Source organism: uncultured Alloprevotella sp., assembly GCF_963536905.1.
Classification (GTDB): Bacteria; Bacteroidota; Bacteroidia; order Bacteroidales; family Bacteroidaceae; genus Alloprevotella.
In genome coordinates, this window is sequence record NZ_CAUTBW010000003.1 from 29,572 (window position 1) to 55,585 (window position 26,014).

Here is a 26,014-nt window from a genome sequence, read left to right on the forward strand (position 1 = left end):
TGTCGGCTAAATTAGTGAAAATATAGCAGATAGAAAAGTTTAGAGCTCTCTCCCCGCGCTCTGCAACTCTTGTCTGTCTCTGCTCTTTTGTAAGGCTAAGAGCAGAGATGTAAAATGTTCGTTTTCGTAAACAATAATAGATATGAAGTTGAAACTTGTAGTTATCGGCGTGAATCGTTATTTTTGCATCACATGAAACAGCAACGAGCTCTTAGGTTTTATTGAGAAGAGCGTTGTTGTATAAAACGATAATCATATATGGGATTGAGAGATTTATTCAAGCGACAACTGCGAACAGTTGTGGAATGGAAGGAGCAAAACGGGCAGCTGCTCTTCCATCTGATGGAGACGACAACGGATGAAATTAAGAATGCAAGTAAGTTGATTGTGGCTCCAGGTCAGGGCTGTGTGGTAGTGTACGACGGTAAAGTATCGGGCGTACTGACAGAGCCTGATGTCTACTCGATGGAAACCGCCAATCATCCTTTCATCACGTCTTTGCTCAATTTGGCGCAACGCTCTGAGAGCGAACACAAAATGCGTTTCTATTTCTTCCGTACGGCAGAGGTGGTAAATGTATTGTGGGGTACGGCTTCTCCTGTCAAATATATTGAGCCAGATTATAAACTACCCGTTACGTTGGGGGCATGTGGTAATTTCTCTATAAAGATTGCCGATGCCGGGCGTATGTTTACAACGTTGTTGGGCACGATGAGCAATTATAGTGTTGCTGACGTGCAAGAGTTAGTATCGTCGCGCATTGTTGCCCCTCTCTCTTCTTTCTTAGCGGAAAAGGCTTATCCCTATCGTGAAGTAGACAGTCATTTGATGGACTTATCGAACGAATTGAAAGAACGAACGGCTACAGAGTTGGAACAATTAGGGTTGGAACTAACCGATTTTCGCGTCAATTCTGTCACTTTCGATGAGGACACCATGGAGCGCATCGGACGTATTGCCAATATGACGGCTGAACAGAGAGCTGCTGCGGAGGTCGACCTCGACTATGTGAGTATGCAGAAGTTGGAAGCTCTTCGCGATGCTGCGCGCAACGAAGGCGGATTGGCTGGTGCTGGTTTGCAACTCGGTGCTGGCGTTCAATTGGCGAAAGATGTGTTTAAAACACAAGCTGCGGACGATTCAACAGAGCGATTGCGCAAACTCAAAAAGTTGCTCGATGAACAGCTCATCACGGAAGAAGAATACGAGAAAAAGAAAAACGAAATCCTCTCTCAATTATGAAAAAAGTAATTGTTGCAGCGATAGCTCCGCTGATTGTAAATATAGTTGCAGGGCTCCTCTTGTCCGCCTACCCATTTGCCAATATGCTCATGACGAACTTAGCTATCCTTGTGAACGCTCTGCTGATAGGCATCTTGTTCCAGATGGAAGCTGAGAGCACTCACCGCTTGAGTCTAGGCATGATTTTTTTAGTAGTGGGCATAATGGAGTTTTTTAGTGGTTTCTTTGCTCCCGCTCGTCTGACGGACAACTGGTGGATCATTCTCTTTGTGGCTCTGACGGCTGCACAGTGTGTGCTGACTTATCTCACTATACATTACTCAAAGAAGGCATAATCATAACGATATAATGGCTACAAAGATACGAGCAGTGAAATGTCCCAACTGTGGAAGCGAGAAGCACGATCAGTTGGACAGTAAGCGCTTTCGATGTAAGAATTGTGGAACGGAATTTTTTATTGATGACGATGATATAAATATCAACGTAAATCATCGCTACGATTATAGTCCGCCTCCTATTCCCAATATCAGCGGCCCCTCAAAACTGATCAACCTATTTGCCATTGCAGCAGTGAGTATCGTGACCATCATTGTTGTCTTTGGCTCAATGCTTTTTAGACATTCCTCATCTTCACCGTCCTCTCTTTTGAATGAAGATACTACGGTGGAAGTTGATGAGGATTATAAGTATATCTTTCCCATGTCGCGAGGAGAAAACGTCTGTTTTTTCTATCTCACACGCCGTTGCTACGACAGTGATGTAGCAAATAAAGGGAAATATATTGACGGCTATTATTATGGTTTTCGTGATGCCCAGTCTGGAAAGATTCTCTCCGATCACTTGCTGATTTCTAGTGAAGATGCAAATAAGCTCAACGGTTTTTCATTTAATTCTGATAACATACGCTATTTCCATCAAGTAGGCCGTTGGTATATCATCGTCTCGCCGCGCTATATTTATGAAATAGACCCTGTTTCACTAACGCTCAAGGAGGTGACGAAATCGCTCTTTGCTAAAAAGACAGCGATGAATACAGGACTATCGCAAGTGGAATTTATCAGAGAGGATACAGGAGAGGGATTCTTGGTCACTAACAATATGGCTGACACATATTACTATTTCCCCGGCACTGACCGACTCTACACCAAAGAAGCTTTCGAGTATGCTAGAACGCTGCCTCCTTCAGCGCTGCAAAGCGAAGTGCGCGATAGTGTCTACTATTGGTTGCAGCGTACAGAGAATAAAAAGAAGAACCGACTGTGGAAATTACATGTTAAGTTCCACCTTGGTGATCCGCAGGACTCTTATTATTTCTCCGAAAATATGATAAATACATGGGACGGCGACCATCGCCTTATCAACTATGCGCCTATATCCGATACCTTTGTGGCTTTCCACACGGCTATTATCTATCAAGATGCCAACTACATTCTCCTGACCTACACGCCTACGATAGCTGAGGATGCCAACACCGTATTTCAGTTGCGCCGCACTGATGGTCAGATTCTTTGGACGAAGCCTCTTGAGGAACGTCTCAGAGTAGGCCCTGCTGCCCGTAATAATAAGAAAATATGGGTGAGAGTAGAGACCACTTATCGGGACAAGTCGAACGACGCCTATTGCTATAGCTTTGATTTAGCCGACGGTAAGTATGAGAATCTGTACGTTTTCCCAACCGAATATAAACTCTCTACAAAATGAAACAAGTATTTCTGTTCCTATTGCTTTTTCTCTCACTTTCTGCTGAAGCCCAAATCAAGAAATTTGAAGATCGATATCCTGATGGAAAAATCTGTGCCACGGGATTCAAAGACAAAAAAACGGGAAAATTTGAAGGACATTGGAAAGTTTATTCCAAGCAGGGAGATTTGATTGAAGAGTGCGACTATAAGGACGGACTGGAGGATGGAAAACTCATTCGTTATAATTTCTACAACATTGTGAGCAGTATCACCGAATATCGCAATGGTAAGAAAGAAGGTAAATACGTGAAATACTACGAACCGGAAGATTCCCATGATAAACCACCGGTTTATATCATCGCCACTTATCAGAATGATGAGTTTCAAGGGATGCATTATACCTTTGAGAGAGATGGGAAAATATCCAAGCGTACTCGTTACGAAGACGGATGGGTTGTGGCTGATACAACAATAACTGATGATGGTATCTATTATGAGCGAATTGTTACGGATCCAAAGTATCCTCAATACTCCCGAATGGAAAAAACTTTCGTTCCCTTCAACAAGGCGAAAGCAGAAAATAGCGAAGAAACACCCAAAACTCAGTCACGCCCCCAAGCTTCTCACGTCGTAAGGCGTTCTGCTTCTGCTTCTGCTCGTCGCAAAGCCTCCAAATCGCAAAAGCCGCAAAAGCAACATCCCGTGGTTCAGAAGAGCAAGCCTCGTTTGCAAACCACGGAAAACGGCGTTATAGTGGTTAAGTAAAACTACTCTAATCTCAATAACCTAACTAGTTCCCTTGAAAAAGCAAGCATTATGATAAAACAAAAAACAATAAACATTTGTGCTGTGCTCCTCGCTGGAGTTATGGCTTTATTCGCATTTCCTCTGTCAGTTCAAGCTCAGAGCAAAGAAGCTTATGTGGTGAAAAGTAGTGATGAAACAACTCTCACGTTCTACTACGATACTCAGAGAGCTTCTCGCGCAGGCACTGTGTGGGGGATAGAGCAGGAGAAAGAGGATGAAAATTACAACACGTATCACGCTTGGACTGGAACGTGGGATGAACCTGAAGCAAAGGTACTCAAGGCGGTCTTCGATGCTTCGTTCAAGGACTTTCGCCCAACAGCAACGGATCGCTGGTTCCTATACTTCCCTAATCTGAAAGAAATCAAAGGACTGGAGAACCTCAACACCTCTGAGGTGACGGAAATGAATGCCATGTTCTCCTATTGTGGAAGCCTCTCCAGTCTCGACCTTTCAAGCTTCAATACATCGGCCGTAACCACAATGTCTTCTATGTTCGCCAGTTGCGGAAAGCTCACCACGCTCAATATCTCCAACTTCGATACAAAGAATGTGAAAGAGATGTCCGATATGTTTAATTCTTGTTCGGCTCTTACTGACCTCAATCTTTCGAGTTTCAATACATCTGCGGTAACGGATATGAGTGCTATGTTCTATGGTTGTGAGAAACTTTCTAAGCTCGACCTTTCCCACTTCGATACGAAGAAGGTAAAGGCAATGATGTATATGTTTACGAATTGTGCAGCGCTACAAACTCTTTATTGCAATGATGATTGGACGTGTGAAATTTCTGATGAAATGTTCTTGGGATGTACAAATCTCAAAGGTGCAGTAGCCTATGATGAAGACAAGGTCGATGTCTCAATGGCGAATCCCACGACAGGATATTTCTCTAAAAAAGAAATTTCGGGCATCCTCACCACCCACCATGATGCTGAAAATATCAAGGCAATCTATTCTCCTGAAGGGAAGAGGCTCAACGAGTTGCAGCGTGGACTGAATATTGTCCGCATGAACAACGGCGCCACTCAGAAGATTCTCCGCAAATAGCCATTACCTATTTCCGCAATTCTCCGCAAATAGCGGCTTATATAATAACCCTCTATCTGCAATACCCCTTTGGGTGTTGCAGATTTTTTGTCATATATTCCACCGCGACCACAGTAATACAGACTATCTTACGCCTCCAGCCAAGGACTGTAGGGCACTCACAAAAGTCATCCTCTCCCACCACAGCCGCAGCAAAACAAAGTATCTCACGCCTCCAGCGGAGGCGCACCATGCGTAACCGCGGGTGATGCCCGAACTATGGTGAGGGAGAACCCGTGGACAGGTGGCAGCACTAACTTCCGACGAAGGAAGCGTCGCACTGAAAGCGTAGAGGGAGTATTATCTATCTCTCCTCCTATAGAAAAAACTCGATTTTGTTGTCACGTTGTCACGGAAGAGGCGAAGATGCTGATAGAGAGGAGCTTATGTGTGTGACAACAATTTTTCTTTGTTGTCACACCGTTGTCACCCTCATAAAGTGTACATCCTCAGGCGGTTATGCTCAAAGCGTGACAACGTGACGACGTGACAACGAAAAATAAAATCCTGGGAGGAGGAGAGTGGGTGCTGTGCGACGCTTCCTGCGTCGGAGGTTTGTGCATCCCTTTCCCACGGGTTCGCCCTTTGGGCATCACCCGCGGTTAAGCATGGTGTGTCCCCGCCGGGGACAGTGAGTGAATACGTTACATCGCAGTGGGTGTGAACACAATAAGGGCGTGTGCGGATAGGTTTATTCTATGTCCTGACGCAATAAGGGTGTCGGCTGATGCAATAAGGCTATCAACTGACATCCTTATTGTATTTCCAAACGCAATAAGGATATCTGTGAGGGGGAAACGGCGGAGCAGAAGTTGGTGCTGTGGGTGGCTTCTGGCGTAAAAGGTGAGGGATGATTTGTGGCTGAAATCTTCGTTGGAGAGCGTGCTATTGTGCTTCCGCATTGAGTCGGAAGCGGCCGTTATGGTAAGTGATGCGTTCTTCCTCAACAAGTTGTTCGAGAGTCGCCGCAAGGTCTTCAGCGCGGAAGCGCGCATCTTGCAGTTCGGCAAGGCGATGCGGGCGGCGGTCGGCAAGGATGTTGAGGATGTGCGCATCCAGATGAGGCGCACCTTTGAGGAGTGCTGCACGCTCAAGGCATACGTCACACTGTGCACAGTCGGCCGTTTGTTCTTCTCCAAAATAGTGGAGCAGGTAGCGGCTGCGGCAGGTGTCAGAATGTGCCGCATAGTTGAGCATACTATTGATGCGTGTTTCATAGACGGCCTTTCGCTTGTCGTAGACTTCAGGTGAGAGGACAATATCCTTTCCCTCCACGCGGCGTTGAAGGAAAGTGATATAGGGCGTTTTCTTGCGCGGGATATAATGGAGAATGCGGCGGCGCGTGAGCCCTTTCAGAATCTCATACACCTCATGTTCCGACCATCCTGAATCCATCGCCAAGCGTTTTTCCTCGATATTGACATAATCGGAAAAAAGGCCGCTATAATCGCGCAGGAGCGCCTTGAGTACATCGTTGCCCTCGGGATAGTCGCGAATGTGATACAGCTCCTCCCGACTCACGAGCATCTGAACGCGCGAGGTGCTCTCGCTTTCTTCTTCATAGTGGAGATAGCCAGCCCGCATGAGGAGATTGAGGGCACTGACAACGGGAACAGGGAAACAATGGAAGCGCAAGCAAAACTTGTCGAGATTGAATTCATAACGTACATTGAAGCCATCGCCCACAGCCAGTTGAAAAAAATAAGCCAGTTTGTTGTAAACCTCACGCACATAGTCTTTCTCGGGAAATGTCTCGGGCACACGTCGCGAGAGTTTGCCATGGTCGGAATTGTTGTATAGGAGTACGGCATACGCCTTTTTCCCATCGCGTCCCGCTCGCCCTGCCTCTTGAAAATAGGCTTCGATGGAATCTGGTAAATCCATGTGAACCACTATGCGCACATCCGGCTTGTCGATACCCATACCGAAGGCGTTGGTAGCCACCATGACGCGCGTATCATCGTCCTGCCATGCCTTCTGCCGCACGTCCTTATCCACATTGGTCAGTCCCGCGTGGTAGTAGAGCGCGCGGATGCCTGCTTCATTGAGGGCCTTAGCCGTTTCGGCTGTGCCCTTTCGGCTGCGCTCGTAAACGATGGCGCTGCCAGGGACGCTGTTGAGAATGTGGAGGAGTTCTTGGAATTTATCAGAGGTGCGGCGCACGACGTATGCCAAATTATCCCGCGCAAAGCTCATGCGATGCACTTCGCTGTCGGGGCGGAATGCCAACTGGGCGCAGATGTCGTCGACAACCTCGGGAGTGGCCGTTGCCGTAAGGGCCAGCACGGGAGCATCGGGGAGCAATTTGCGCACCTCGGCAATCTGGAGATAAGAGGGGCGAAAATCATATCCCCACTGGGAGATGCAGTGGGCTTCGTCAACGGTGATAAAGGAAATGTGCATATGAGCAAGTTTCTGCTGAAAGAGCTTCGTGCCAAGGCGTTCGGGCGAAACATACAGAAACTTATAGGCGTTGAAAATAGCGTTGTCCAACACCTGGAGTACTTCATCATGGGAAAGACCCGTATAGATGGCGGCGGCAGTTATGCCTCGCCGGCGCAAGTTTTGCACCTGGTCTTTCATCAGTGCAATAAGGGGAGAAACCACTAAGCAAGTGCCCTCCATTGCCAGCCCTGGCACTTGGAAGGTGATGCTTTTTCCACCGCCCGTGGGCATAAGTCCCAGTGTGTCGTGACCAGATAGAATGCTCTCTATGATAGGCAACTGGATGCCGCGGAAAGCGGGGTAGTGCCAATAGTGGGAGAGAATGGCGGAGGGAGACGAGAGAGACTCCTCCGTTAGCTTCTGCTGAGAGAAGAGAGAGGAGCTGAGAGTGGGTGTTTCGCCGATGTGTTCGGGTAGAGGAATGTTGGACGAGGGGAGTATGCCTCCCTCCTCATCTTCCTTTGAGGGAAGAGGTGCTGCTGCGGCATTCGCCCATTCGGGGAGTTGTGAGCTGTCGTCCTCAGACTGGGAGGGAGAAGGAGGCACTTGTTTTTTCATTCGCAAGGTTTGATGTCGACAATCTGCAATTGCACCTCGCCTCGCTTGTGCGTATTCTCTTCGATGGAGTAGCAGATGTCGAAAGCGCGCTTCGTCTTGATGTAGCGCGCCTGACTACTCTGTCCGAAAGCAATACCATTCATCACCGTATTGCTCTTATTGTCGACAAGTTCCAGCTTGATGTGTTCTTGCCCACGTCCCACTACCTTACTTGTGCCATAATCGTAGACACGATGGGTGCAAAAGGTGGGGCGAGCATTATCAGGCCCGAACGGAGCAAACTTGCGTAACTGTCGGTAGAAGTCGAACGTGATGTCGCTGAAGTCGAGCACGGCGTCGACCTCGAGCGTTGCTTCCATTTGTTCGTCGAGGATGTGGTTTTCAGCATATTCCTCAAAGCGACGAGCAAATTCGGGTACATTTTCCACGCGCATAGAAAGTCCGGCAGCGTAAGTATGACCACCGAAATTATCCAGTAAGTCGGCACAACTGCGCACGGCTCCATACACATCGAACCCCGATACCGAGCGCGCCGAACCAGTGGCTACGCCCTCACTCTCCGTGAGCACCACGACGGGACGATAGTACTGTTCGGTGAGGCGTGAAGCCACAATACCGATAACGCCTTTGTGCCATTCTTTATTAAAGACCACGATACTCTTGCGTTCTTCGAGATCGGGCATTTCTTTAACGTGGTTGACGGCTTGTTCTGTCATTTGTTTGTCGATGTCCTTGCGCATCTCATTGAAGAGGTTGATGCGCTCGGCCATCTCTACTGCTGCCGAATAGTCCTGTTCCACCAAGAGTTTGACAGCTTCTTTGCCGTTTTGGATACGTCCGCTCGCATTGATGCGCGGCCCTATCTTGAAGATAATATCATTCAGTGTTAGTTCGCGCTCGCTCAGACCGCACACCTCAATGATGGCTTGTAAACCAACGGAGGGATTGGAGTTGAGACGGCGCAGACCATGCCATGCCAAAATTCGGTTCTCTCCCATGATGGGCACAATATCGGAAGCGATGGACACGGCGCAGAGGTCGAGCAGCTCCATGAGTTTGTTGAACTCGATACCGTTGCTAACGGCGAAAGCCTGCATCAGCTTGAAACCTACGCCGCAGCCGCTCAAGTGGTCGTAAGGGTAGTGGTTGTCGGTGCGCTTTGGATTCAGAATGGCAACGGCGGGAGGCAGCACTGCATCGGGTACATGGTGGTCGCAGATGATGAAGTCGATACCCAAATCCTTGGCGTAAGCAATTTCCTCAACAGCCTTGATGCCACAGTCCAATACGATGATGAGTTTCACGCCCGTTTCGTAGGCGAAGTCCACACCTTTCTTCGAAATGCCATATCCCTCTTCGTAGCGATCGGGGATATAGTAGTCGAGATTGGCATAATACTGGAGGAGGAATTTATAGACGAGAGCCACAGCCGTACAGCCATCAACGTCATAATCGCCGTAGATCATGACGCGTTCCTTGCGAGCCATAGCATCGTTGAGTCGGCTAACAGCCCGCTGCATATCGTTCATCAAAAACGGGTCGTAGAGATCCGTTAGTTGGGGCTTGAAGAAACGCTTTACTTCTTGCGGCTCCCGAATGCCACGATCGAGGAGAAGTTTCCCAAAGACGGGGTGAATTCCCGCACGTTGGGCTACTTCTTCAGCTTCGGCCGTTGCTTCCGGCGATGGCTTCACGTAGTTCCACTTATATTGCATGAGAGTTTTTTTAAGAACAAAACGTCCGTGACGAGGGACGAAAAAAATCGAGAAATGGACGAATCAGTGTCCCAAAAGTTTATCGACGTTTCTTTGTGGTCTGCTTCTTCTTCGCTGCACCAGGTGTAGTTTGGTTGCGTTGAGGAGTAGACACAGAAAAGGCAGAAGCTGAAGTATGTTGTTGTGGCTTGTAGTATTTCAACGCCTCTGGCAAATCCTTCTGAATGGCCAAAATGCGATGTTCATCAGAGGGGTGATCAGAGAAGAATTCAGCGGGTTTACTGCCACCGCTTGCAGCCATGCGTTGCCAAAAGGCCACCGCCACCGTGGGGTCGTAGCCAGCCATGGCAGCAAAGATAAGCCCCATGTAGTCGGCTTCGCTCTCGTGATTGCGGGAGAACTTGCGCAGCACGCTATTGGCGCCGAATCCGAAAACCTCGTTGCCCAGCGCTTGCCAAGAGCTATTGGTGGTTGCGCCCAAGATGGCACTAAACGCTGTTGCACCATATTGCGCCTTCATGCGCTTCGACATTTGCTCGGCACTATGGCGCGCCACAGCGTGGGCTATCTCGTGTCCCAAAACAATGGCTAATGATGCTTCATCTTTGGTGTATGGCAGAAGACCTTCATACACCACAATTTTTCCGCCAGGCATACAGAACGCATTGACGTTCTTGTCCTGGACGAGGTTGAACTCCCAAGCGTAGTTTTTTATCTCCTCCGCACGGCCATTCTGTATGAGGTAATTCTGAACAGCAGTGGCCAGTCTGTTTCCTACGCGTTTCACCATTTCTGTGTTCTGCTTATTGGTGGAAGGTATGGCTTTGCTCATATATTCTTTGTACTGCTGATTACTCAACGCCAACACTTGTGCGTCCGTAACGAGTAAGTTCTGTTTGCGCCCAGTGAGAGGTACTGTTGATGTTGTTCCGCAGCCCACTAATAAGGACATTGCCAAGATCAACAGCAGAGAATGTATCTTCTTCATATTTCTTTTCTTTATTGTATTTTATTCCTATTATCTGCAAAAATATAAACATTTCACAAGAAATACAAGCTAAACAATCATACTTATAGCTTTTCTCTGCTTTAGGTATGGATCGTTGCCTCCTTTTCTTACAACAGTTCGCCCAAACGATGGATGATAAATTCGGGGTGAGCTGTTTGAAGCATTGCTATGTCGTGGTTGCCGTAGCTCACGGCGCAGGTGTGGCAACCGGCGCGATTTCCCATCTCGATGTCGAAGGTGGTGTCGCCCACTACGAGGGTGGAATCCGCCGCGAGGTGCATCCTGTCGAGGAGGGCCAAAACCATATCGGGCGCGGGCTTGGGTGTGATACCGTCGTCGAAAGTCACGTTGGTTTCAAAATACTTTTGGATGTCGTGCCGCTCAAGGATCAGTTCGAGACTGTGCCGATTGCGCGAAGTTACAATCGCCATTCTGATGCCTTGCTCATGGAGCTGCTCCAGCGTGGTCTTTACCTCGGGAAACAACTCTATGGTGGGAATCTCGTGAGTCATGAAAAGCTCGGCGTAGATACTCACCGCCGTAGCTGCCTCTTCTTTGCTAAATTCTCCCAACCTGCAAAATGCTTGGTTGAGCGGCAAACCGATACTTTTCACCATAGCATCCTCCTCGGGAACGGGGCGACCCATCGCCTCGAAAGAGGCGCGCAACGTGGCAACGATACCAGGTGTTGTGTTGGCCAATGTGCCATCGAAATCGAAGAGGATGCCGCCCTTGTGCGTACGGCACTGTGCGAGGAGCGATGCGGGAGTAGTAGCTGCGGAAGAGGAAATCGTGGAGTTTTGCATAAATATGTCTTAGTTTTTGTGTGTGCTGTAGATAAATAAGCGGCCTCTGTTCTTTACTATAACAGAGGCCTTCAATTTTTTATTTCTTAAACGGTTTTCTAAATGTACACCCTTCTTTCCAGCGCGAGCAGCCGTAAGCCGTTTTGCCTTTGATAACCTTGCCTTGTCCGCATTCGGGACATTGGCTGCCCACTCTGATGCGCGGCGTCTTTGGTTTGCTCGCCGCCGTATCAGTAGTTGCTGATGAGCTTTTCTTTCTGGTTGTTTCAGCTGGTAGTTCCATCGTCACATGGCGATTACTATTGTCGCAAAGCACGTCGTGTACGATTCGTTCTATCTGTTCTTTCAGTCCGTTGATGAATTCTGCCGGTTCATACTCGTGGCGTTCTATTTCGCGCAAGAGTTTCTCCCATCGTCCGGTGAGTTCTGCACTTTTGAGCAAGTCCTCTTTTATCAGTCCGATGAGTTCTGTTCCCGTAGGTGTAGGGAAGAGCGATTTGCGCGTCTTGCGGATGTAGTTGCGGCGGAAGAGTGTTTCGATAATGGCGGCTCGTGTGGAGGGACGACCTATGCCGTTTTCTTTGAGCGCATCGCGCAGTTCGTCATCATCCACCTTTTGTCCAGCCGTTTCCATAGCGCGCAGCAGCGTAGCTTCGGTGTAGGGCTTCGGCGGCTGCGTCATTTTTTGCGTTAGTCCTGGCTGGTGTGGCCCTTGTTCGCCCTTTTTGAAATCGGGCAGCGTGCGTTCGTCGTCGCCCTGCTTGGCGTCATCATCGTCCTCTTTCTTGTCGCGTGCAAACACATCGCGCCAACCAGCCACCAGTATCTGCTTGCCGCTCACCTTAAACGGCACATCGGCAGCCTGGCCTTCAACGGTGGTTGTAGCAAACTTGCAATCGGGATAGAATGCAGCGATGAAACGACGGGCGATGAGATCGAAAACGGAACGCTCAATGTCCGTCAGGTTGTTAGGCTTCTGTCCGGTAGGAATAATGGCGTGGTGGTCCGTCACCTTTGATGAGTCGAACACCTTCTTACTCTTTTTGAGTTGTGTGCCACGGAGCGGCTGCAAGAGTTCGCCGTAGGCTTCAGAAATGCCATTGAGAATGTTCTTACACTGCCCATAGATATCGTCGGGCAGATAGGTAGTGTCCACACGCGGATAGGTAGACACTTTCTTTTCATAAAGGCTCTGTACGAGTTTCAGCGTCTCGTCGGCCGAATAGCCAAACTTCTTGTTGCATTCCACCTGCAACGAGGTCAAATCGAAGAGGCGTGGTGGAGCTTCAGTGCCGTTCTTTCGTTCCACTTTCGTCACTTCGAACGGTGCATCCTTGATTTTCTCCAGTGCGTTGCGTGCCTCTTCTTCGCTCGTGAAGCCGCGTCGTGCTGCACCTTGCTTCTTGCTGCCCTTGCTGTCCTCCGGCTGTTCGTCCTCATTGGGATCGGCCGTGATGGCAGTAAAGGTGGTTTGGCGATAGTCCGTAGTCAGTACCCAATAGGGTTCGGGTGTGAAATTGTCGATCTCGTGTTGGCGATTGACGATAAGTGCCAACGTGGGCGTTTGTACGCGACCGATGGAGAGCGGAGTTGCTCCACGCTCTCGCCGTCCATATTTCAGCGTGTAGAGGCGGGTGGCGTTCATTCCCAGAATCCAGTCGCCGATGGCGCGGCATAGTCCCGCTTCGTAGAGGCTTTGGTAGTTGGTTTGCGGCTTGAGCGTGTTGAAGCCTTCGCGTATGGCCTCGTCCGTCATACTTGAGATCCAGAGCCGTTGCACGTCTTTTTTTACGCCCGTGAGCTGGAGCACCCATCGCTGGATGAGCTCACCCTCTTGGCCAGCATCACCGCAGTTGACGATGGTGTCGGCTTTCTCGAACAATTCTTTAATGACAGCAAACTGGTGCTCTATGCTTTTCTCGTGTTTTAGGCGGATGCCGAAACGCTGCGGTATCATGGGCAGTTGCCCGAGGCTCCAAGGCTTCCACGTGGGGGTGTAATCCTCGGGGTACTTCAATTCGCAGAGATGTCCAAAAGTCCACGTCACTTGGTAACCGTTTCCTTCCATGTAGCCATCCTTACGAATGGTTGCTCCCAATATGCGCGCAATGTCTTGCGCTACGCTCGGCTTTTCGGCAATACAAACTATCATCGCTATAACCTTGCCACTTCCCGCTCCGAGGGAGAGGAGGGAGGCAAGAACCTTTATATCTTATTGTTGAATGTTCTTATTAAATGACTGCTGCACCTTATTGGTCAGCACTCGCTGCGGCCACAACGCGCGGAGCATACTTCAGCTCTTTTTCCAATACTCCGCTCTCCAGCATCTCGCGTGTGGCTCCCTGCTGAATACCCTCGCGCCCGAGCAACCAAAGGCGGTCGGCCGTTTGGAAGGTGAGTTCGAGGTCATGGGTAGAGATGAGAATCGTTTTGTGCTCTTCGTGCGCCAATCGTGTGAGAAGTTCCAACATTTCAATCTTACCGGGATAATCCAGAAAAGCCGTCGGCTCATCGAGGAGTATGACCGGAGTTTGTTGTGCGAGGGCTTTCGCAATCATCACGCGCTGCCTCTCCCCATCGGAAAGGCTCGTGAGTCGGCGGCGCGCAAAGTGGGCCGTGTCCGTCAGGCAGAGCGCCTTGTCGGCCACCTCTCTGTCCTCCGCCGTGAGTCGTCCCGTCAAGTTGGTGTAAGGCATACGCCCCGTTTCAACAATCTCGCGCACCGTGAGAAAACCCGTGTCGGGACGGTCGGTAAGGACGATGCTCAGCAGGCGGGACAATTCGCGCGGCTGCATCTCTGTTAGCTCTCGACCGAGCCAGCGTACCGAGCCGCTGATGGGAGGGAGGAAACCCGCCAAGGTGCGGAGCAACGTGCTTTTCCCGCAGCCGTTGCGCCCCACAAGTGCCGTCATTTCGCCCACGGAAATTTCTCCCGTGAGTCTTTGACCTACGGGGTGAAGGGTCTTTCCCGACCGATAGCCGGTGGTAAGTTTTTCGAGGGCGAGTGCAGGGGTGTTCATTATTGCAAAAGTATAGAAAAATGACGGAACGGCAAACATGGACAACGCCAAAGCAGCGGTGCAAGAGTTGTGAGGAGTTGGAAACGGATGGGGCTATACCCGCTCTTTACCTTTGTCGCTCTATCTTTCAACGCCCTTGATGCGCGTCTTTTTCTTTTTGATATTATCAAAAATATTCGCAGTCTACGGCTCTGAGAATCGTTTGGAATCCAACTTGCAGTAAGTTGCTCGTTGGATAGGTCCTGCTGCTACAACCCGTCCAATAAGGCTCTTCGTAAATACAATAAGGCTATTTTCAAACGCAATAAGGATGCCAGCTGACAGCCTTATTGTATCGGCCAGAACAATAAGGAAAAACACGGCTCTGCGGTACTTTCCGATCGCTAATTTTAGGCGAAAAAGCTGCTTCTCCCTCCCTTTTTGTACTAAAAAGGAGGGGGCGTTTGCTCCAAACTCTCTTTTCTCCCCCTTCTCCAGTCTGTGTTCGTTCACATTCTGTAAGATTTGTTTCCAGAATGAGAAAACGTGTTGTTAAATAAAACGAACAAAAAATGGGAATGCTTTCTCTGAAAAATAAGTCCATAAGAGGTCGTCAATAGACTACTGCTGACGAGGTTTTCAACGAACGTGAGTAGCTTTCATATTGGTAGGGTGGATTGCTAAAGCCGATGGAGAAGTCACTCTTCTTGGTTTTCCCTTTTCGGCGTGGTTTGTAAATCCCAAGTTTTATATTTATTTTTGTGCAAAATTCTACAATCCCTATGAATCGAAAAAATGTAACGTTGAAAGCTCTACTCGTGCTGGCGTTTTTGCTGTTTGCCCATGTGCTCACAGCCCAAGTGCGCTACGAGAAAGGGGCACTCTATGGAATCTTTGTGGGTGCGAATGGCACCGATGTAGTTTCTGTCGACAACCACGGCAATGTGGTTGTTCAAAAAGCCGATGCTGCCAATCCTTCGCAGTATTGGCAAGTGGAAGAATTGAGTGGTAGTGTCCGATTGGTCAATCCTTTTCGGCATTTGGCCATTCGCTCCGATGAAGATGGCCTGCTGAAAGCTGCCGAAATCAATGGTTCTGATGAGGCTCAACTCTGGAAACTCGTCGATACAAAACAAGGCGTTGCTCTTTTGCCCACCAACAAGCAGGGCAAAAAGGCGATGGCGGGACGCAAGGGACAACTCTGCCTGACGGATGCAGAAAGCAAAGCATCGGAAGGAATTACGGTGTTCTCGCTCCGCAAATCTAAAGTGGCAGGTTTTGACGATTCGCAAACTTTCCGTATTCGCAGCGTAGCAGGTGCAAACGTGGTGCTTGGCAATGGTAACAGCGGCGAGAACAATGCCCGCATCGTTGGCGAACAGCTTGATCCTAACAATCGCGGTCAGTATTGGAACATCGCGATGGCGGGACTTGGCGAATATGCCGTGCAGAATGCTTACTACGACGAGAACTTCGACGATGGCGGCGATAATGCTGCTATCGACTATTTGCTACAGTGGCCCGCCGAGCGCGGCACATGGCGCAACGCCCGCTTCTTCTTTGAACCCGTCAGTGGGCAAACAGATGTTTACCGCCTTATTTCTGCTGGCGCAAAAGGTAAGGGCACAATGTACGCCCTTATTAATGGTCGTCTCAAATTGGTGAAATACGATGCCAAAGACCAGCAGGCGTGGTTTAGCTTTGAGCTGACTGATAAGCCGAAGTTCAAGCAAAACGAATGGGAGGACGAAACCGTCTTTGCCATCAATAAAGAAAGGGGTGTAGCTACTTATTTCCCCTACGCAACAGAGGCGGAGATGCTGGCAGACAAGGCTTTCTACAACAGTCCTTGGCTCTATCCGCAAAGAAACAGCCATTTCCGCTTGCTGAATGGTGTGTGGAAGTTTAACCTTGTTTCCGAGCCCAGCAAACGCCCCATGGATTTCTGGAAAAATGGTTTCGACGAAGCTGCATGGGACACCATCTCTGTTCCCTCTAATTGGGAGATGAAGGGATATGATACACCTCTTTATTGCAATGTAGAATACCCTCATTCCAATACGCCGCCGTTCATCAATGCCCGTCCGGGTTACAACGATGGCGGTAAAAACTACGGGATAGACCCCGTGGGTTCTTACGTAACCTACTTCGACTCTCCAGCTGACTATAAGAATCGCAGAACATTCCTCCACTTCGATGGTATCTACTCGGCTGCTTTCGTTTGGGTGAACGGCCAATATGTTGGCTACACGCAGGGAAGCAACAACGTGACTGAGTTCGATGTCAGCAAGTACCTCACCGACGGCCGCAACCGCCTCGCCGTGCAAGTTTTCCGCTGGAGCGATGGTAGCTACCTCGAATGTCAGGATATGTTCCGTATGAGTGGTATTTTCCGCGACGTATATGTTTACGACGTCCCCAAAGCTGCCATTCGCGACCACGTTCTGACGGCGAAATTCTTTGAGAACTTCTCCGACGCCGCGCTGAATGTCAATCTGACGCTCGATAACCGCGACAATGTTTCAGGTTCACGCCGCTTGGTGGTTAAACTCTACGATCCAGCAGGTAAGCTGGTGGGTGAGAAAAGTGTTGAAGTGGCTCTCACGCCGGGCAATGTGACGGATGCTAACCTCAATATCCACGTGCCCCACTTTGTGGCGTGGACGGCTGAAACCCCCAACCTCTACACTGTGCGTATTCAGCAATTCGATGGCGACCGCGAAGAGATGGCTTTCAGTACAAAATACGGTTTCCGCGATATTCGCGTTGCCAACTCTCTAGTTTATATCAACGGAAAGAAAGTGTTCTTCAAAGGCGTAAACCGCCACGACACATCGCCAGCTCATGGACGAGCTGTCACTTTGTCGGAGATGGAGCGCGACATCTTATTGATGAAGCAAAACAATGTCAATACGCTCCGCACAAGCCATTATCCCAACTCTCCGCGCCTCTCTTTCCTGTGCGACTACTACGGTATGTATGTCATGGAAGAAGCTGATTTGGAAGACCACGCAAACCAGAGCATTTCCGATCGTCCCAGTTGGATTCCCGCCTTTGTGGACCGTGAAGAACGAATGGTTCGTCGCGATCGCAACCATCCTTCTGTGATTTTCTGGAGTCTTGGTAATGAGGCCGGAAACGGGGCAAACTTCAAAGAATGCTACGAGAAAGTTCACGAACTCGACAGTCGTCCCATCCATTACGAGGGAACGCGCGCGGGCAAGCCTTATGGTGGCTCTCGTTTCTCTGATTTCTATTCTAAGATGTACCCAGGTATGGCTTGGATGCACGAGAATACGAGCAACCTTGATAAGCCGATGTTCATCTGCGAGTATGCCCACGCCATGGGTAATGCTATCGGCAATCTGACGGAGTATTGGAATGTCATCGAGAGCAGTAACTCCACCATCGGCGGCTGCATTTGGGATTGGGTGGATCAAGCGATCTACAATCCGCAACTAATGAAGAAAGGCATTTACCGCCTCACAACGGGCTACGACTATCCAGGCCCTCATCAAGGCAACTTCTGTTGCAATGGTATTCTGCCTGCTACGCGTCAAGAGAGTGCGAAACTCAAAGAAGTGAAAGCTGCCTTCCAGTATGTAAAGTTTGCAGAGCAGCGCACGGATATGGATAAGAATACGGTGGCAGTACGCCTCTATAATAACTACGACTTCACAAGTCTCAACAACTTTGTTCTGCGCTACGACGTGATGAAGAACGGCCATGTTGTGAGTACGAAAACGATGAAGCTGCCCAATGTGCTCCCCGGCGATAGTCTCACTTTGGTGCTTCCTATTAAGAAGGTGAAACTTCGTGCTGCAACTGCTGCTGGCGATGAGGTTCTTCTTCAGCTTCATCTCCTTGAAGCTGCTGCCACGCGTTATGCCGCTAAGGATCACGAGGTGGCTCATCAGCAGTTTGCCTTGACTGCGCGCGGCTCTCTGCCTGCGCTCCACTCATCGGCAGCACCCACGGCCACGGAACTCCCAGGTAATGTTGTGCGCTATCAGAACGGCCAATCGGCCATTGAAATCAATCGCACGACAGGTGCTGTTCGCTCGCTCACGCTCGGCAGCACGCAAGTGGTAGGTGCTGATGGAAGTTTCCTTTTCAATAATCACCGATGGATTGAGAACGACCGCTTCGGCAATACGTCCGACGGACTGGCCGATAAGGCAGAGGTGCGCCTCGAAACATCTGCTCAAGGCACGCCTCAAATTATCGTGTCGCGCGACGGCTCTCTCTGCGGTCAGACGCTGAAGTACACACTCTATCCCGAAGGCGTTGTGGATGTCGATGTAACCCTCCAGCCGAAGACGCCAAACCTTCGCCGCGCGGGTATCGTGGTGTACCTCGACAGCACCTTCCAGCGCATGAACTATTACGCTCTTGGACCTTGGGAGAACTATAACGATCGCCGCGATGGAAGCCTTATGGGTCGCTATACAACCATGGTGGAGAACAGTGGAGAACGCTACATGAAGCCACAGTCTATGGGTGGGCGAGAATTGCTCCGCGAACTCACGCTGACCGATAAGCAAGGTCGTGGCGTTCGAGTAGAAACAGAAGGCGATGTGAGTTTCTCAGCGCTCAACTATACTGATGCGCAGCTAATGGAAGCACTTCACAAAGAAGACCTCCAGCGTTATCCTGCCGTAGTGCTGCACCTCGATGCTTGCACACGTGGTGTGGGCAATGCTTCCTGTGGTGCAGATGTGGATACTTTACCGAAATATCGTGTAGCACAAAAGATGCAGCACTATAAGTTGCGCTTGAGTGCCGCCAAATAAGGCACGTTGCTTGAGATTATAGAAAAGAAGACTTATTGCAGTATCACATCTGTGACTGCAATAAGTCTTCTTTCGTTTTCCTCCTACTGTCCGATAAGGGAAAGCCATGTGTTGGTGACTGCCTTCTGCCGATAATTTTGTAATTTTGCACCTCGAAAAATCAATAACTTATAAATGGAAGCAAATACTCACTGTTCTTCAGTACATGACTTGCGTAGGAAACTCGATCTTCTGCTTCGTACAGGACAACTACTCGTTGAAAGTTCAGCAAATACAGACCGCATCAAGCGCAACATGAAGCGAACTGCGGCTTTCTTTGGATTGCCCGAAGAGAATCTTCATATCTACATCGACTACAAGATGCTGATGGTGAATTTCAGCGATGCCGAACATTCTTTCTCAAAGTTTCAGCGTTGCGAGAAGCACGGCATCAACTTTACAGCTATTTCTGCTATCAGCAAACTCACGTTCCGTGCAGTTCGTGAGGATTATTCTATCGACCAGTTTGAAGAGGAGTTGAACACAATTAAAGAACGCCCTCGCAACTATAGTCCACGCGTCACCGCTATTGGTGCGGCTTTCGCCTGCGGTGGCTTCTGCATACAGTTTGGCTGCGACTGGATTGCATTTCTTTTAGCATCTATTTGTGCTTATCTCGGTTTTCGTGCACGATTCTATCTGCTCAAAGCTGGAGTGAATCTATATATGTCCATTGCCATTGCCGCATTCGTTTCCACGTTCGCGGCTTGGCTCACTACCTTCTTGCCCGGTTGGACAACCACGCCCCTACATCCGCTCTTGGCGTGTGCGCTCTTCATTGTGCCGGGAGTACCGCTGATCAACTTTGTAGACGATATGATGGAAGGCAACCACCAGGTGGGGCTCATCAGAGCAACTAATACGGCCATGATGATGGTTGGAATGGCTTTCGGAATAGCTTTCGCCCTCATGTTCTGCGGGATAACCTTTGGTTTCAAGCCCGACATTATGGGTATCCCTATGGTGCCACACCACCAATATTGGGAATATGCTCTTGCAGCGGCCATATCTGGAATGGGCTTTAGTATGATTTTCAATATTCCCAAGCGACTGCTCTGGGTGGCGGCTTTAGGAGCCATCATAGCAGTTTGTACACGCAACTTCGTAAGCCTGCGTCCCGACGAATGCTGTTCTTTCTCGTTGGGCTTAGGTGGCGTCATCGGTAGCTTAGCTGGCTCTGCACTGGTGAGCCTGATAGCGCTGAAAGCAGTACACTGGCTTCACACCCCCAACCATGTTATCACGATTTCGAGTGTCATCCCAATGGTTCCAGGTGTGCTGATGTACCGCGCCCTTTATTCGTTTATCCAAGTGCCTGTTGACCACGAAACTCTCAACCAGACAATGAGCGCAGCAGTAGTCAACGGTGTGTCGGCCTCAATGATGATTTTCTGTATAGCCCTCGGTGTGGCGATTCCAAACGTATTTGCCCGTCGCTTTATCAATCGTAATAAACGGATGAAGTTTAACAAACTCATCGAGGAACGTAAGGATCGTGGCGATTTCATTTATCTCGAAGATTTATAATATTCCCTGCACCAGCCGCTCCCATTGGGGAGTGGCTGGAAACTTTTAATTTATAAGAAAGATTATGCAACAAATTGATATTACTGAGTTAGGCAAAGAGAACGTTTTTGAACTCATCGGCAAAGAGTGGGGACTCGTCACTGCGGGTACTCTGGATAACTTTAACATGATGACAGTGAGCTGGGGAGCTCTGGGCGAACTCTGGGGAAAGCACGTGGCGATTGTTTTTATCCGTCCCGAGCGTTATACGCATGATTTTGTGGAGCAACAGAATCGCCTGACTCTTGCTTTCTTGGGAGAGGCTGGGCGTGCTGCTCATAAAGTTTGTGGGAGTAAGTCGGGGCGTGATCTCGACAAAGTGGCAGCAACTGGACTGAAGCCACTTGCGCTGGCCGATGATACCGTAACTTTCGAGCAAGCCCGACTGACTCTTGTTTGTCGTAAGATGTACAAAGGACATTTTGAGCCTGAGAAATTCCTCGATAAAGAACAACTCGAGCGTTGGTATAACGATCGGCCCGGTGGCGGTCTCCACGATGTTTATTTCTTAGAAATCGAAGCCGCCTATAAGGGCAATACTGCTTTATAGGCTTATGCTATTCTGAGAGATAAGCAAAGCAATCTTTATCTTCTTTTTACCCATCAATATCCTTATTGCGTCAGCTGACAGAATAAGGGCGTCAACTGACAACCTTATTCTGTCAACTGACGCCCTTATTGTATCACTGCTTTCTTACACCATAGCGTTTGAGCAGCTCGTTTTGTCGCTCCTCAGGTGTTTGGCATCGGTATTTCATGTGCCAATCGTCCAGCTTTATATAGGATAAATCGCTCAGTTTCAAAACAACATCGAGCGTGGTGTCTGTAAGTTCTTTCACTTCCAGTAAGGCCTCTCCATCTGTGCGCCTATACGTTCCATCACCCGCGGGATAAAAGTGATCGAAGTTCACGAAAATTGTACCCCAATAGTCATCTATACGATAATTTTTTAGAGCTACCGAAGAACTTCCGCGTAACCTTCCTCCAGGTAAAAAATCTAATGTATTCCCATCTGTAAGCGAAATCCAACGCTGCTGTAGCTGTGTGATATTCAAATAAGAAAAAACTACACCTGGCAGCCCATCGGGATGAACAACAATAGCATAACGATCGCCAGGGCGCAATGTGCCTATCCGGCTCATCATCTTCCACGGCTTTTTCAGAATGGTGAGCGAAATCGTGTCCCGCTGGTCGGTGACAAAAACAAGGGAGGTGTCCTGTTGGCTGATTAGCGTGGCATAACTGGAGTAGTCAGGGGATGTCCCGATAACAGCCTCTCTTTGCGAGAAGGAGGATGTTGCCAAACAGAAAAGAGCTGCTAAAAGAGCCGTGCGTAAAGAGTGTAACATAAATCTATCGGTTTTGAAATTTCGGCAAAAGTAATAAAAAAAGCAGTCCGACAAGCATTGCTTACATCGGACTGCAACATTTATGGAATAAGGAGAAGGGTTACTTCTTCGTACCTTCGTATTTACCGTTCAAAAGAGCTTTCATCATTTCGTACATACGGCCGAAAGAGAAATCGAGGTTGAGATTCAACTTCTTATTGGCGAACGTACCAGAGATTTTGCTGTGATTAATGGCAGCACTCTTGCCGTTCATCATGCCAGCACCTTCAACGGGGTCTGCCTCGAAAGAAGCAGTAGTACCATTGAGCGTCAACTTGACATTAGTAAGCTTCAGATTTGTCATCTTAGAAGCCGGACGACCAGGACTTGCAGGGCTACCAGTGAGTTCAGCAAAAGTGATGTTTACCAGGTTGTCGCCAGCCTTTTCTACTTTCACTTCTGTATTATCAGTAGCATAAGGAGTGCCACCTAAAGAAACGGTGAATGCACCTGAATAGGTACCGCAAACATCTGCTGCCGTGAGAGCTTTGTCTTCATCTTTTGAGCAGCTCGTAGCCATCAAGCAGAGACCAAGTCCGAGAATGGCGAAAAATTTAGTTAGTTTCATAAAATTTTAAAATATTGGTTTCGAGTGCAAAGATATGATTTTTTTATTTTTTCTAAAATCCTCATTTATGAGTAAAAGTAAAAGGAGCAACCGCAGGCTGTTATCAACCGAGCGATTACTCCTTTTATTATATAAGAAGAATCTGTTTACAATTCGGGATGCTCTCCGAGTTTGCTCTGTACGGTTGCATCGAGCACTGCAACGGCTGTGACATTGACGATGTCGCGCACGCTGCTTTCGAAGTCTGTAAAATGGATTGGTTTGTTCAGTCCCATCTGAATAGGGCCTATCACTTCTCCATCATCGGCCATATTGATAGCTTTCACCATCTTATAAGCCGAATTGGCCGCTGAGAGAGTGGGGAAAACAAGTGTGTTCACGTCCTGTCCTTTGAGGCGCGTAAAGGGATACTTCTCATCGCGAAGCTGGCGGTCGAGGGCGAAGTTCACCTGCATCTCTCCATCTATTGCTAAGTCGGGGAATTCTTGTTGCATCCGACTGACTACATCGTGCACGACAGCAGGTTTGCCTTCATTGTCCGAACCAAAGTTGGAATAACTCAACATAGCTATAGTCGGAGTGCGGTTGAAGAAGCGCACCGTTGAAGCCGAGAGCTTGGCGAGGTCGTAGAGTGTTTCCTCGTCTGGGTCGCGGTTGATGAGCGTGTCGGCTATGAAGAAAATGCCTTTTTTAGAGGAAATCAGGTGCATAGTACCAAAGTGCGAGTAGCCCTCCCGTATGCCAATCACTTCCTTTGCTACCTTGATCGTATTACTATATTTGGTGTATAATCCAGTAATGAAAGCGTCTGCGTCGCCAGTTTCCACCATCATCATGCCAAAGTAGTTTCGCTCATACATCTTGTCCATTGCTTCCTGCAAGGTGTACCCCTCGCGCTGCTTCTTTTCGGCCAACAGACGGGCGTAGTGGTGGCGGCGGTCAATCTGCGAATCGTCGCGAAGATTCAGCAGCTGGCAACCCGTCAAGTCGAGATGCAATTCAGCCGCTAAGGCTTTAATCTTGATTTCGTTACCCAAAAGGATAGGTTCGCAGAATCCCTCCTCCTTTGCCTGCACTGCAGCCTGGAGCATAGTAGGGTGAGTACCCTCGGCATAAACCACGCGCTTCGGGTGGAGCTTTGCCGCGGCATATAGATTCTGCGTGAATTTAGTTTCCTGCCCCATGAGTTCGCGCAAGTGCTGACGATAAGCGCGCCAGTCGGAGATGTCCTTTCGTGCCACGCCACTATCGATAGCGGCCTTTGCCACCGCCATGCTCACCTCCGTGATGAGGCGCGGATCAACGGGCTTCGGAATGAAATAGTCAGGGCCAAAAGTGAAGTTGCGCACATGATAGGCACGATTCACAATATCGGGCACAGGGCGGCGAGCCAGTTCGGCAATGGCGCGCGCCGCAGCCATTTTCATTTCTTCGTTGATGGCCGTAGCAGCCACATCCAACGCACCGCGGAAAATATAGGGGAAACCAATGACATTATTGATCTGATTGGGATAGTCCGTGCGCCCCGTCGACATCAGCACGTCTGGACGAGCCGCCTTGGCTTCTTCGTAAGAAATCTCGGGCACAGGATTAGCCAATGCAAAGATGATGGGATTTTTAGCCATTGTGCGAACCATCTCTTGCGATACGATATTTCCTTTTGAAAGACCTACAAAAATATCAGCCCCAACCATTGCTTCGGCCAAGGAATGTACGTCTGTGCGAGTGGTGGCAAATTCGCGCTTTTGTTCGGTGAGATTGGGGCGATCTGCCGTTATCACACCTTTAGAATCAAGCATCACAATGTTTTCCTTACGCACACCGAAAGCACAATAGAGACGGGAGCAACTGATAGCGGCTGCACCAGCGCCGTTGACCACAACTTTCACATCCTCCATACGCTTTCCCGCCACATCCACGGCATTTAGCATTCCGGCGGCTGAAATAATGGCCGTGCCGTGCTGGTCATCGTGCATCACGGGAATATCGAGTTCTTCCTTCAGTCGGCGTTCAATTTCGAAACATTCAGGTGCTTTGATATCTTCCAAGTTGATACCGCCAAAAGTGGGGGCGATAGCTTTGACCGCTTGTATAAACTTTTCGGGGTCTTTCTCGTCCACTTCTATATCGAAAGCATCCACGCCAGCGTAGATTTTGAAGAGGAGTGATTTTCCTTCCATCACGGGTTTGCCACTCATAGCGCCGATGTCGCCCAAGCCGAGAACGGCCGTGCCGTTACTGATCACAGCAACGAGGTTACCTTTGTTGGTATAGCGATAAACGTCGTGCGGATTTTTCTGAATCTCAAGGCATGGCTCAGCCACACCGGGTGAATAGGCCAGAGAGAGATCTGTTTGTGTGCGATAAGGCTTCGTGGGAACAATCTCAATCTTGCCGGGCTTGCCCATTGCATGATAATGCAAGGCAGCTTCTTTAGTAATTTTCACCATACTTATCTGGTTTGTTCTTTATAATGTATCTCTATTTTGCAAAGATACATTTTTTCATCAGAAAGCACCCACTGACTAACAGATGTACTGCAAGAAACCTCTTTTTTTAGAATAAATTCTTGCTGCTAAAAGTAAAGAAAGACTAAAACTTATAGCCAAGACAGAAGTTTTTATCTTAACTTTGCGGATAAGACATTTGGGAACATACAATTTTAGGATAGAAATGAAAGCGATAAATGATAAAACGCTACTGCGGGAGCGAGTGATTGCTGCGGGGCAGGAACTGTTTCACAAACGCGGTATCCGAGCCGTTACGATGGACGATGTATCGCATCAGCTCCATATATCTAAGCGCACACTCTACCAACTCTTCGATACCAAAGAGAGCTTGCTTCTTGCGTGCCAGCAAAAAGCGATGGCGGAGCACCAACAGCAAATTGAACATATCATGGCGGAGACTGACAACGTCATAGAAATCATTCTCAGCGATCTCCAACTCAGCATGATGGAAATCCAGAAATTTTCAAAAGAGTTTCTCAACGAAATCCCCCTCTACGATAAGTTGCGGGAGAATATGCTACACCATCGAAAGGAGAACAAGGCCAACGCTCTTGAGTTTATCAATCGCGGTATCAGTCAGGGACTTTTCCGCCCCGAGATCAATGCGGAAATGGTCTATGAAGTAGGCGTGGCCATCATAGACACCTTGGTGGAGAAAGGGCTTTACAAAACCGTTCCTCTCTTTGAACTTCTCTCTTCTTCCACTATCGCTTATCTCCGCGGTATTTCCACCGAGAAAGGCATTGAGTTGCTCAACGAGTTTGTTGGCAAATACAAATCAGAAGAATAAGTATTTTT

19 protein-coding genes are annotated in these 26,014 nt (G+C 48.8%); 9 read left to right on the forward strand and 10 right to left on the reverse strand.

The annotated features are described in order from the left end of the window. Positions 1-258 precede the first annotated feature (258 nt). Genes ABLA33_RS00850 through ABLA33_RS00870 form a run of 5 tightly spaced genes read left to right on the forward strand, consistent with a single transcriptional unit; the run spans position 259 to position 4,781 of the window. A complete protein-coding gene (locus tag ABLA33_RS00850) occupies positions 259-1,242 on the forward strand; it encodes an SPFH domain-containing protein (protein WP_347718868.1) in 984 nt (327 codons plus the stop codon). Then, the gene (locus ABLA33_RS00855) at positions 1,239-1,577 is read left to right on the forward strand and encodes a transporter (RefSeq protein ID WP_347718869.1); all 339 of its coding nucleotides are present in this window, start codon (positions 1,239-1,241) and stop codon (positions 1,575-1,577) included. The genes ABLA33_RS00850 and ABLA33_RS00855 overlap by 4 nt, the downstream gene beginning before the upstream one ends. A 13-nt stretch (positions 1,578-1,590) precedes the next feature. After that, positions 1,591-2,943: a hypothetical protein gene (locus ABLA33_RS00860; RefSeq protein WP_347718870.1), complete on the forward strand. Its 1,353-nt coding sequence runs from the start codon at positions 1,591-1,593 to the stop codon at positions 2,941-2,943. Continuing rightward, the gene (locus ABLA33_RS00865) at positions 2,940-3,689 is read left to right on the forward strand and encodes a hypothetical protein (RefSeq protein WP_347718871.1); all 750 of its coding nucleotides are present in this window, start codon (positions 2,940-2,942) and stop codon (positions 3,687-3,689) included. The genes ABLA33_RS00860 and ABLA33_RS00865 overlap by 4 nt, the downstream gene beginning before the upstream one ends. Before the next feature lie 51 nt (positions 3,690-3,740). Further along, a complete protein-coding gene (locus ABLA33_RS00870; protein WP_347718872.1) occupies positions 3,741-4,781 on the forward strand; it encodes a BspA family leucine-rich repeat surface protein in 1,041 nt (346 codons plus the stop codon). 683 nt (positions 4,782-5,464) lie between these two features. Here the strand turns inward: ABLA33_RS00870 and ABLA33_RS00875 are convergent. The 7 genes from ABLA33_RS00875 to ABLA33_RS00905 all read right to left on the reverse strand — a co-directional run bounded on the left by ABLA33_RS00875 (position 5,465) and on the right by ABLA33_RS00905 (position 14,373). Beyond that, on the reverse strand, positions 5,465-5,722 hold the full coding sequence (locus ABLA33_RS00875; RefSeq protein ID WP_311490738.1) for a hypothetical protein: 258 nt from the start codon (positions 5,720-5,722) through the stop codon (positions 5,465-5,467). Beyond that, positions 5,706-7,823 (reverse strand): ATP-dependent DNA helicase RecQ, encoded by a 2,118-nt coding sequence (locus ABLA33_RS00880; protein WP_347718873.1) that lies wholly within the window; start codon positions 7,821-7,823, stop codon positions 5,706-5,708. Before ABLA33_RS00880 ends, ABLA33_RS00875 begins: the two co-directional genes overlap by 17 nt. Further along, a complete protein-coding gene (gene recJ, locus ABLA33_RS00885) occupies positions 7,820-9,538 on the reverse strand; it encodes a single-stranded-DNA-specific exonuclease RecJ (RefSeq protein ID WP_347718874.1) in 1,719 nt (572 codons plus the stop codon). The genes ABLA33_RS00880 and recJ overlap by 4 nt, the downstream gene beginning before the upstream one ends. Positions 9,539-9,617: 79 nt before the next feature. Further along, positions 9,618-10,526, reverse strand: coding sequence for a M48 family metallopeptidase (locus ABLA33_RS00890; protein ID WP_347718875.1), 909 nt, complete (start codon positions 10,524-10,526; stop codon positions 9,618-9,620). 128 nt (positions 10,527-10,654) lie between these two features. Then, positions 10,655-11,353 (reverse strand): HAD family hydrolase, encoded by a 699-nt coding sequence (locus tag ABLA33_RS00895; RefSeq protein WP_347718876.1) that lies wholly within the window; start codon positions 11,351-11,353, stop codon positions 10,655-10,657. Positions 11,354-11,432: 79 nt separating this feature from the next. Further along, a complete protein-coding gene (locus tag ABLA33_RS00900) occupies positions 11,433-13,505 on the reverse strand; it encodes a DNA topoisomerase 3 (RefSeq protein WP_347718877.1) in 2,073 nt (690 codons plus the stop codon). 97 nt (positions 13,506-13,602) lie between these two features. Then, positions 13,603-14,373: an ABC transporter ATP-binding protein gene (locus tag ABLA33_RS00905; protein WP_347718878.1), complete on the reverse strand. Its 771-nt coding sequence runs from the start codon at positions 14,371-14,373 to the stop codon at positions 13,603-13,605. Between the two features lie 761 nt (positions 14,374-15,134). Between ABLA33_RS00905 and ABLA33_RS00910 the strand changes: the two genes are divergently transcribed. From ABLA33_RS00910 to ABLA33_RS00920, 3 genes are all read left to right on the forward strand, one after another. Next, positions 15,135-19,145, forward strand: coding sequence for a glycoside hydrolase family 2 TIM barrel-domain containing protein (locus tag ABLA33_RS00910; RefSeq protein WP_347718879.1), 4,011 nt, complete (start codon positions 15,135-15,137; stop codon positions 19,143-19,145). Between the two features lie 174 nt (positions 19,146-19,319). Then, a complete protein-coding gene (locus ABLA33_RS00915) occupies positions 19,320-20,711 on the forward strand; it encodes a threonine/serine exporter family protein (RefSeq protein ID WP_347718880.1) in 1,392 nt (463 codons plus the stop codon). A gap of 64 nt (positions 20,712-20,775) precedes the next feature. Further along, positions 20,776-21,300 carry a flavin reductase gene (locus ABLA33_RS00920; RefSeq protein ID WP_347718881.1) on the forward strand — a complete coding sequence of 175 codons (525 nt, stop codon included), beginning with the start codon at positions 20,776-20,778 and terminating at the stop codon, positions 21,298-21,300. 133 nt (positions 21,301-21,433) lie between these two features. Here the strand turns inward: ABLA33_RS00920 and ABLA33_RS00925 are convergent, their stop codons facing one another. The 3 genes from ABLA33_RS00925 to ABLA33_RS00935 all read right to left on the reverse strand — a co-directional run bounded on the left by ABLA33_RS00925 (position 21,434) and on the right by ABLA33_RS00935 (position 25,156). Further along, a complete protein-coding gene (locus ABLA33_RS00925) occupies positions 21,434-22,099 on the reverse strand; it encodes a hypothetical protein (RefSeq protein ID WP_347718882.1) in 666 nt (221 codons plus the stop codon). Between the two features lie 100 nt (positions 22,100-22,199). Further along, positions 22,200-22,706 carry a calycin-like domain-containing protein gene (locus ABLA33_RS00930; RefSeq protein WP_347718883.1) on the reverse strand — a complete coding sequence of 169 codons (507 nt, stop codon included), beginning with the start codon at positions 22,704-22,706 and terminating at the stop codon, positions 22,200-22,202. A 146-nt stretch (positions 22,707-22,852) separates the two neighbouring features. Then, entirely contained in the window at positions 22,853-25,156 is a 2,304-nt protein-coding gene (locus tag ABLA33_RS00935) for an NADP-dependent malic enzyme (protein WP_347718884.1), read from the reverse strand. A 223-nt stretch (positions 25,157-25,379) separates the two neighbouring features. Between ABLA33_RS00935 and ABLA33_RS00940 the strand changes: the two genes are divergently transcribed. Continuing rightward, a complete protein-coding gene (locus tag ABLA33_RS00940; RefSeq protein WP_347718885.1) occupies positions 25,380-26,006 on the forward strand; it encodes a TetR/AcrR family transcriptional regulator in 627 nt (208 codons plus the stop codon). The last annotated feature ends 8 nt before the right edge of the window (positions 26,007-26,014 follow it).